2 protein-coding genes are annotated in these 7840 nt (G+C 27.7%); both read right to left on the reverse strand.

Annotated features, from left to right (window positions below; genetic code table 11):
- Positions 1 to 563: 563 nt before the first annotated feature.
- A complete protein-coding gene (locus N4A55_RS01935; RefSeq protein ID WP_293753727.1) occupies positions 564 to 5309 on the reverse strand; it encodes a DEAD/DEAH box helicase in 4746 nt (1581 codons plus the stop codon).
- Positions 5310 to 5541: 232 nt separating this feature from the next.
- Positions 5542 to 7467: a DNA methyltransferase gene (locus tag N4A55_RS01940; protein ID WP_293753728.1), complete on the reverse strand. Its 1926-nt coding sequence runs from the start codon at positions 7465 to 7467 to the stop codon at positions 5542 to 5544.
- Positions 7468 to 7840: the final 373 nt, after the last annotated feature.

Consider the following 7840-nt stretch of genomic DNA (forward strand, 5'->3'; position numbering starts at 1 on the left):
ACCTAATGATTGCAAAGTACCTATCAAAAAATAATACCATCAGAGCCTCTACTTATATAACAACTATAGGTGAGGCTTTGTTATTTATTATACCAGATAGAGATTAGCATTAGTATGTGTGCAAGGTTTGACGCTTACATATATTAAAAGGGCAGAAAGTAAACTAATAGTTTATCGGCTTATCGCCTAACTATTAATATTTACTTCCTACCCCATTTTTAAACATTGATAATATCTAAACTATTTAAATCAAATTTTTCATAATAAATTTTTTGGCTATGGTATAAACAATATACATACGTCATCTCTTAATTATTTTTTTCATTCACATAATTATTTCTAATGGACTATTAATATTTTAGTTACCAACTATATTTAACAGTTACCGACTTTATTTAACAACTACATATGGCTGTGGCGTAATAATAAAGTTTGCCATATATAGCTATATTTTTTCATCAATACATGCTATTATTCCTAAAATAGTTTGCCATGTAAGGATTCAATCCATTCTAATGGCAATCTTTTTTATTCCATCTAAACGATAGAATAATTTTTTATTCTTATTCAATATCATCAAAACCTACATATCTTATTGTTCCATATTTATCGTCGTCCCAAGGGTAGTCTAGAATTTTCCTCTGTCTATGACAAAATTCATTTAACTTCAAAATAGCTCTCTGGTACTCCAATACTTCATACTTTGAGGGATTAAACTGCAAAAATTCATTGGGTATAATTAGTATGAACTTTGACTTAGCTCTTGATAACATTACATTAATTCTATTTGGATCAAACAGGAATTCAGCTTCATTTTGTATTATTTCTTTTTCACTTACTCCATAGCAACCAATTATTACTTCTCTTTCTCCGCCTTGATATCTATCAACTGTATCCACAGCTGAAATAATGAGTGCTTGAATAGTATCAATGTCAGTATCATTAACCTGTTTCCTAAAATAATCAAAAAGCTTATTTTGTATCCATACTTTTTGAGCATTGTGCACAACAACAACACCTAATATTTTCTTTAAGAATACTTTTAGTTTTGACAAATAATCAAACTTATTTTTAAAATAATATTTAACATCTATATTTATCCATAAAGACTTTATGATGTCAACTATCTGATCTGCTTCAAATAGATTAACCTTTCCTGACTTACCTTTATCATTATATCGTATTATATTGATAGGTTTTTTAGGGTCTAACAATAGCGAATAGAATTCCTTCTCACAATCTAGCTCCTTGTTTATATGTAGCATTCTATCCTTATTGTCTTCATGTGCTTTATAATCTTTATAGTCAGCAATATATTTTGTTGCCTCGACTATAACTTTGTTGGATCTTCTATTAGTTGTAAGAACTCTTACTATATCATCTGAATAATTATACTTCTCCAAATAATAGTCTAAAATAGATCCAAAAATATTTTCTTCAGTATCCTTAATCTTAACCTTTAAAACAGGTTGTAATTGTTTTGGATCACCTGCAATTAAAATTGTTGTATTTTGAGTTGCCCTAATAATCGCAGGAATAAACTTACCTATTTCCATTTGACTTCCTTCATCAACAATAATAAAATCAAATCCATTATTCTCTAATTCTTCTAACAATACTTTAGTAGCTTTATTTTTTTTCGTACCTTTAACAAAAAAACTATATATTTGATTTGGTGTAATACTTATTATATTAGCCTTATTTTTGATCTCTAATGCATCTATTGTACCTGTCGGACTGTACGGATTGATATAATCTACTCCACCTAAATTTTCGTCTTCTCTTTTCTCATCGCTAATTATTCTTTTTATATCAACATATTTTCTAATATCACCTAACTGTTGGTAATCATCTGAAAGCCCCATAATTTCTTTTATTATATTATAAGTAGGAGTATAATTCCCAACTAATAAAATCCTCTTTTTATCCTTTATATTCTGGAGTATATAATATATAATAAGCAATGAAATAGTAAATGTTTTTCCTGTACCAGGTGGTCCCCATAGAATACTTAGTCTTTGTAACATAGCAAATGCAATTGCTTCTAGTTTACAATCCTCAATATCTATATTAAGTAGCGATTTTATCTTATTCATTTCATCTTCTATTGAGTCTTTAATTGTGATCGGGGTGTAATCCTCAAATAACCATCTTGCATCAGCATTTTTAATATATTCTTCCATGCATTGTTTTAATTTAGGTAACCAGAAGTCTATATGCTCCTTCTCAAGAATTAAGTTTTTCGTAAAATCAAAGTTTAGTAAAGGATCATTGGTTAGGTACTCTATAATATCTAAACCTAAGTCTTTTATCTTTAAGATAATATATTTCTTTTGTCTATTAAAACTTTTAATGCTAATTAATCTGTTCATTATAGTTCTATATCTAAATACTAGATTTTTAAGTGATGGATCATCGTCAATCATTGGTTCTAGCCATTTTTTGTTTTTAAATACTGTAGTTTTTATTTTGGTTTGTAATTCAATATCATCAATAAAGATAGTATTATTTTTATATTTTGAGTTACAAGAAATCGTTTTATATATATATTCAAGTCTATCTTGGGGATATAATACTAAACAATAATCTCCTTCCTTATAATCTGCAAATACAGAACTATCATCAATTTGGTAAATTTTAAGCTTTGGATTATTTGCTTCATCTTTCAGTAACTCTTGTCTTTTTACTCCTGTTATTTCATAGGACAATTTTATTGAATTGCCCAAGACAATTTTTTGATGTGTTTCTTGCGCATGAATATTTTCAATCTTCTCTTTGTCAGCATATACCTGAAGTTTAGAATATAAATATAGTGTATTTGCTAAGTAAGAGTTATCCAAACTCTTTGTACTAACCATACTTGGGATGGTCCTTGGTTCTATGCTAATGCTTGAATTATTAACTGCATGTCGAATTTCAGCCATGGTATATAATCTACATTCCAGCATATTTTTAATTTTTATTTCATAATTTAATCGATCATTACGGCTCTGATTATCTTTATGTAGTTTAGGAAGAACTCCACCATGTATTTCATCTGTAAACCGTTTAAACAAACTTATATTTTTGAAGTTATCTTTTATTAACTTACCATCAACATAGTTGCAATTTCTATGAACTTCATACATAGTATTATTAAAATCAGAATTTAATACATATGTATCTTCAATAGCATTTTTTAGACAAAATAAAACTCGGTCTGCTAGATAAATCTGATCCCTCTTTTCAACAGTGAGCATCCCTCTTAATCTGTAATAAACCTTTTTTAAATGTGATATAAAATCCTTGGTGGCATAATGATAACATACTTTTTTAACATCAGATATGTCTATATCATTGCTATGTTCCTTATATTTAGGTACTATTATAGATAGCATCTCCATGAACAACCTTCTAAAGTAATCAATTGATTTATTATTCCAGTAATAGAATGCTATTCTAATATCATCTTTATCCATTACTTTTTCGTAATAAGAGATTACTTCATTAATATCTATAAGAAGTCTTAAAAAATAATATCTTTCATATTTTAATTTATCTATAACAACTACATTTACATTTGATTTACCTTTTATTATATTTTTAGGACTACCTTTCTCCGAATAATTGAGTGTAGGATAACCTGTCCAACCTTTGCTGTTTTCATTTATGCAAAAATTTTTATTATCATTGTCATAATATCTTTTTGGTTTATTACCGAATCCATCAATATATTCATATGCATAACCAAAACATAAACCAATATTCTGAGAATCATATTTAGCATCAAGATAGAAATTTATGGTTGCCCTATGTGCTCCTGTAATAATTTTTGAAGCATTAGCAGTTTTTTCAGCAAACGTTGTATTCCTTTTTCTATTTTGTTTATCTTCTAATTTCAAATTCACTTCCTTTGTTATTTTATTCTTTTTTGCAAAGAGGCTTATATTAGCCTGTAAATCATCAATTTTTCTATTGGTTATATCACTATATTTCAAACAATCATTTTTAATAAGAATATCTTTGTCTGAAGTTTTTAATGAAGGGATTACATTTATTGTCTCATTCTTTCTTTCGATAATTGTACAAAAATCATTACTAATACAATCTATTTCAGCTAACCTCTGCTGTGTATTGAGATTTGTTAATTTAACAGTTTTCCCATCTCTTTCAAGTCTACCAGCCAAATACCCACCATAATAATCGCATGTGCTACATGCAGGAGTCATTATCACACTGTTATATTTTTCTATATCTCTACCCTTAATAATATCTATAATTTCTGGGAGCTTCGATATAAATAGTGCTTCTATATTGTTTTTAGTATTCTCAAAGAAAATCTCTTTACAATCTAATATACTCTCATCTAAAGTTAAAAGCTCACTTAAAGATTCATTGAGTATAAAACCAGAAGCTAAAACCTCATATCTATTATTTAATCTATTTTCATTTAGAAACTGTTGTAACGTAACCATATATACTGCCAGTTCAGTAGAAAAGCTATCTCTGTAATCTGACATTTTCACATCACAAATAGCCAGTTTTGTTTTGTCATTTTTTGACTCAATTATATTAAATTGTTCATTTAATACTTTATAATTCATTCCATTTTCCCTAAATGAATCTTTAGGCATAATTTTTATGAAGTCAGGGATAAAAGCTTCTAGTTCAATACTATTTTCTTTGTAAAACTCCTTTTTTTCAGGTGCTAACTTGCTTATAACCTCAATTATATTGTGAATTTCATATCTTAATTGATATAGATAATTGTATTTCTCAGGATCTGCAATATCTTCAAATTTACTTTTATTTGTATCGTCTTTTACCGTAATATTATCTATCTTGTAAATTATATTTTTATCATTTTTTATCTCTTCATCTAATGCAATAGCATCATCATCGTCAATATTAAATAGTTTGCTTAAGCTTGTAGTGTAACTTTGTTTTAATAATTCTTTGTTTTCTTTATTAAAAATATAAGGCTCATAATGTATATTATCATTTGGATCAGGTGCCTTAGATTGTTTTTCTGTATATATAATATTTTTATCTTCATTTAACAACTTATATATACTTGCTAATTCAGCACTCTTAGCACTCTCTTGATATTTAACTAGAGGGACTATATTTCTTGCTGGAATTCCCTTGATATTCAATTTTTCCCCTATATTATGAAAATTGTAGCTTTCCCGCCCTTTGGTCTTCTTATTTCTATTTTCTATTGTTGTGATCATTGTTTTAATGGCTCTTTTTTTACAACCATCATTGGCAATATTGGCTAGAATTGATTTATTTAAGATATATACCTTTTTTTTATCGTTTTTTATCATATTTTCACTCCTTTATAGTTAATCATTATTTACATCTACTTTCCTTAAAAATATATAAACATATCATATATTATTTTATACAAAATACATAGTTATATATTTCTTACAAGTTATATTTATGCATCTTATTATCGTAATATTTTATCACACTATAGAGTATATTGCCATATTTATACAATAAAAAAGTAGCATTTTCATAAAAACACTACTTTTAAACAATTATATGTTAATTTTAAACAATTAATTCCAAAGACCTATAAAAACTAATAATATCTGACTCATTCATCTCTAAATCATTATCAACAATATGCTTTTCCCAAAATTCTTTCATTTTCGCACTACTTCTTTGTTTTGTTAAATATTCTTCTTTTCTAAAGACTAAGATAGAATCCCACTTTATTGAACCTTCTGAGGAATGATACGCACTATTACCTTCTGACCTAATCGGAAAAATATTAACACATATAAAGTTTGCATTCTGTATCGCTTTACTTAAAGCAAACCAAGCATCTTCCTTATTATGATGATATGAAAATACCATTAATCCATCGTCTTTAAGTTTCTTATAGCATTGTTTAAATACTCTAGTTAATTGCTCTATAAATATTCCATGATAATTTTCTACCAGATCATTAACATGAAGTGATTTATCTATATGGTTATCAAATTTATATGGAATATCATCTTTTATCCATTGATAATAAAAATGGGCTAATTCAGAATAATTTAGATTATCATAGTATGGCGGATCAGTCATTATAATATCAACTGTCTTATCTCTTACAGCCTTTAATTGAGCAGAACTACGATTTAATATTAAACTATCTGATTTACCATTATAAAAAGTTGCTGGATTTAAAGTCACCTTAGACTTTATACTTTCTTCAGTATATATCTTCTCATGCTTCCCATTAATATACTTTGACTCATATGTATCCTGACAATATTCTTTAGCTTTAATAGTTTTATTAAATACTTTACTAAAAGAACCTCTTCCAAAAGTAGCCCCCCATACATTATTTTCAACAGGCCTTACAGGTACTGTAAATGCATGAATACCAAACAGAGGGGTTAATTTTCTATAACCATATGCATAATTGCATAACATATTATTGCAAGCCAGTGAATCAGAAAAAGTTATAGTAAACCATTCTCTAATAGATGCATTTCGTATATGCTTAATCTCATTATATATAATAGATAATGCTACTTGTTGTCTTTTATTAAATAACTCATCATAACTATTATATCCATAACTTATTGGACGCATATCTTTTCTATTTTTTGTTGGGATATTCGAATTTGGTATTTCAATATATTCATTACAGTCTATTTCATTGTACTTTTTAATATCATTGTAATCTGCCTTCTTAAAGACTCTATTTTCTCCATCCAGATACTCTAAAGCAAATAATCGAAGGCTCTTACTTCCTTTTATCCTATCTCTTAACATAAAATCAGTATTACATGAATGACATTTGCATTTACCTCGTTTATATGTACCTTTCTCAATATCGGTTATTGAACCGCATTTTTTACAATTATAAGTTTCACTGTTAGCATTAATAACAGCTACCTCTCCACAATGTGAACAAAAAATATATTTCTGCTCTTTATTATAATATAATTTATAATGTGGATGCGTTTTAACTTTAGAATTACATTTAGGGCAGTTGACTTCATAAACCCAGAATGCATTTATTATCTCATAATCTTTTCCATCTATTCGGGTTGTATATAGATTTGAAATTTTTTCAGCTATTCTCTCTTCAATTATCCTATATTGTTCCTTTACTTTTTCTATATTACATTCTTCTAGCTCTTTTTTGGTAATAAAACATGCAAGTGGATCTACATCTACACCTATTGTTTTCATTCCCATCTTTTTAGCTTCTACGAGTGTTGTACCTCCACCCATGAATGGGTCTAATACTGTTAAATCACTTGAATTTTTAGAGTAGAATTTATCCCAGAATTCTTCGTCAGAAGCATCATAAGGTAATTCTGAAGCAATATAAAGTGCTCTAACAATACAGCCTAGTCTTCTAGCCCACCATTTATGTATTCTATATACAGGTTTTTTACTATTTCCTTCTTTTTTTGCTAACTCACTTAATTCTTTAATAGGAATTAGATTTTCAATCATTTTTTTTGACATTATTCTCACCTAAAAATTTAATCGTAACCCAATATATTATACCATATATTTATGCTGTGGACCATAGTTTCATTGTAATTTTCTCAAAATATTTGTCACTTATTTTTTTAATGACACCACATCTATAATGTATAAGTCTTTTACTTATAATATCAGTTGCTAATACATCTGTATTCCATACCCCGCCATTTTTAAGTAAAGCTTTTATTAATAAAGCATCTAACTTTAAATGACTTAAACTACCCACCTGCTAAAGCAGGTGGATTTATGGCATAAATGCCGAGGACTGAAAGTCCTAATTGGTCCTGGGCTAAAGCCCACTAAAGTTCTAAGCTAGAAGCTTAATTAATATGTTGAGTAAACTCAATCCTCC

The sequence above is a fragment of the Vallitalea sp. genome, from assembly GCF_025211055.1.
In the GTDB taxonomy this organism is placed as follows: Bacteria; Bacillota; Clostridia; order Lachnospirales; family Vallitaleaceae; genus Vallitalea.

Excerpts from the sequence above, each read along its gene's own strand:
- N4A55_RS01940 (WP_293753728.1), bottom strand. The coding sequence starts at position 7,467 with ATGTCAAAAAAAATGATTGAAAATCTAATTCCTATTAAAGAATTAAGT.
- N4A55_RS01935 (WP_293753727.1), bottom strand. The coding sequence starts at position 5,309 with ATGATAAAAAACGATAAAAAAAAGGTATATATCTTAAATAAATCAATT.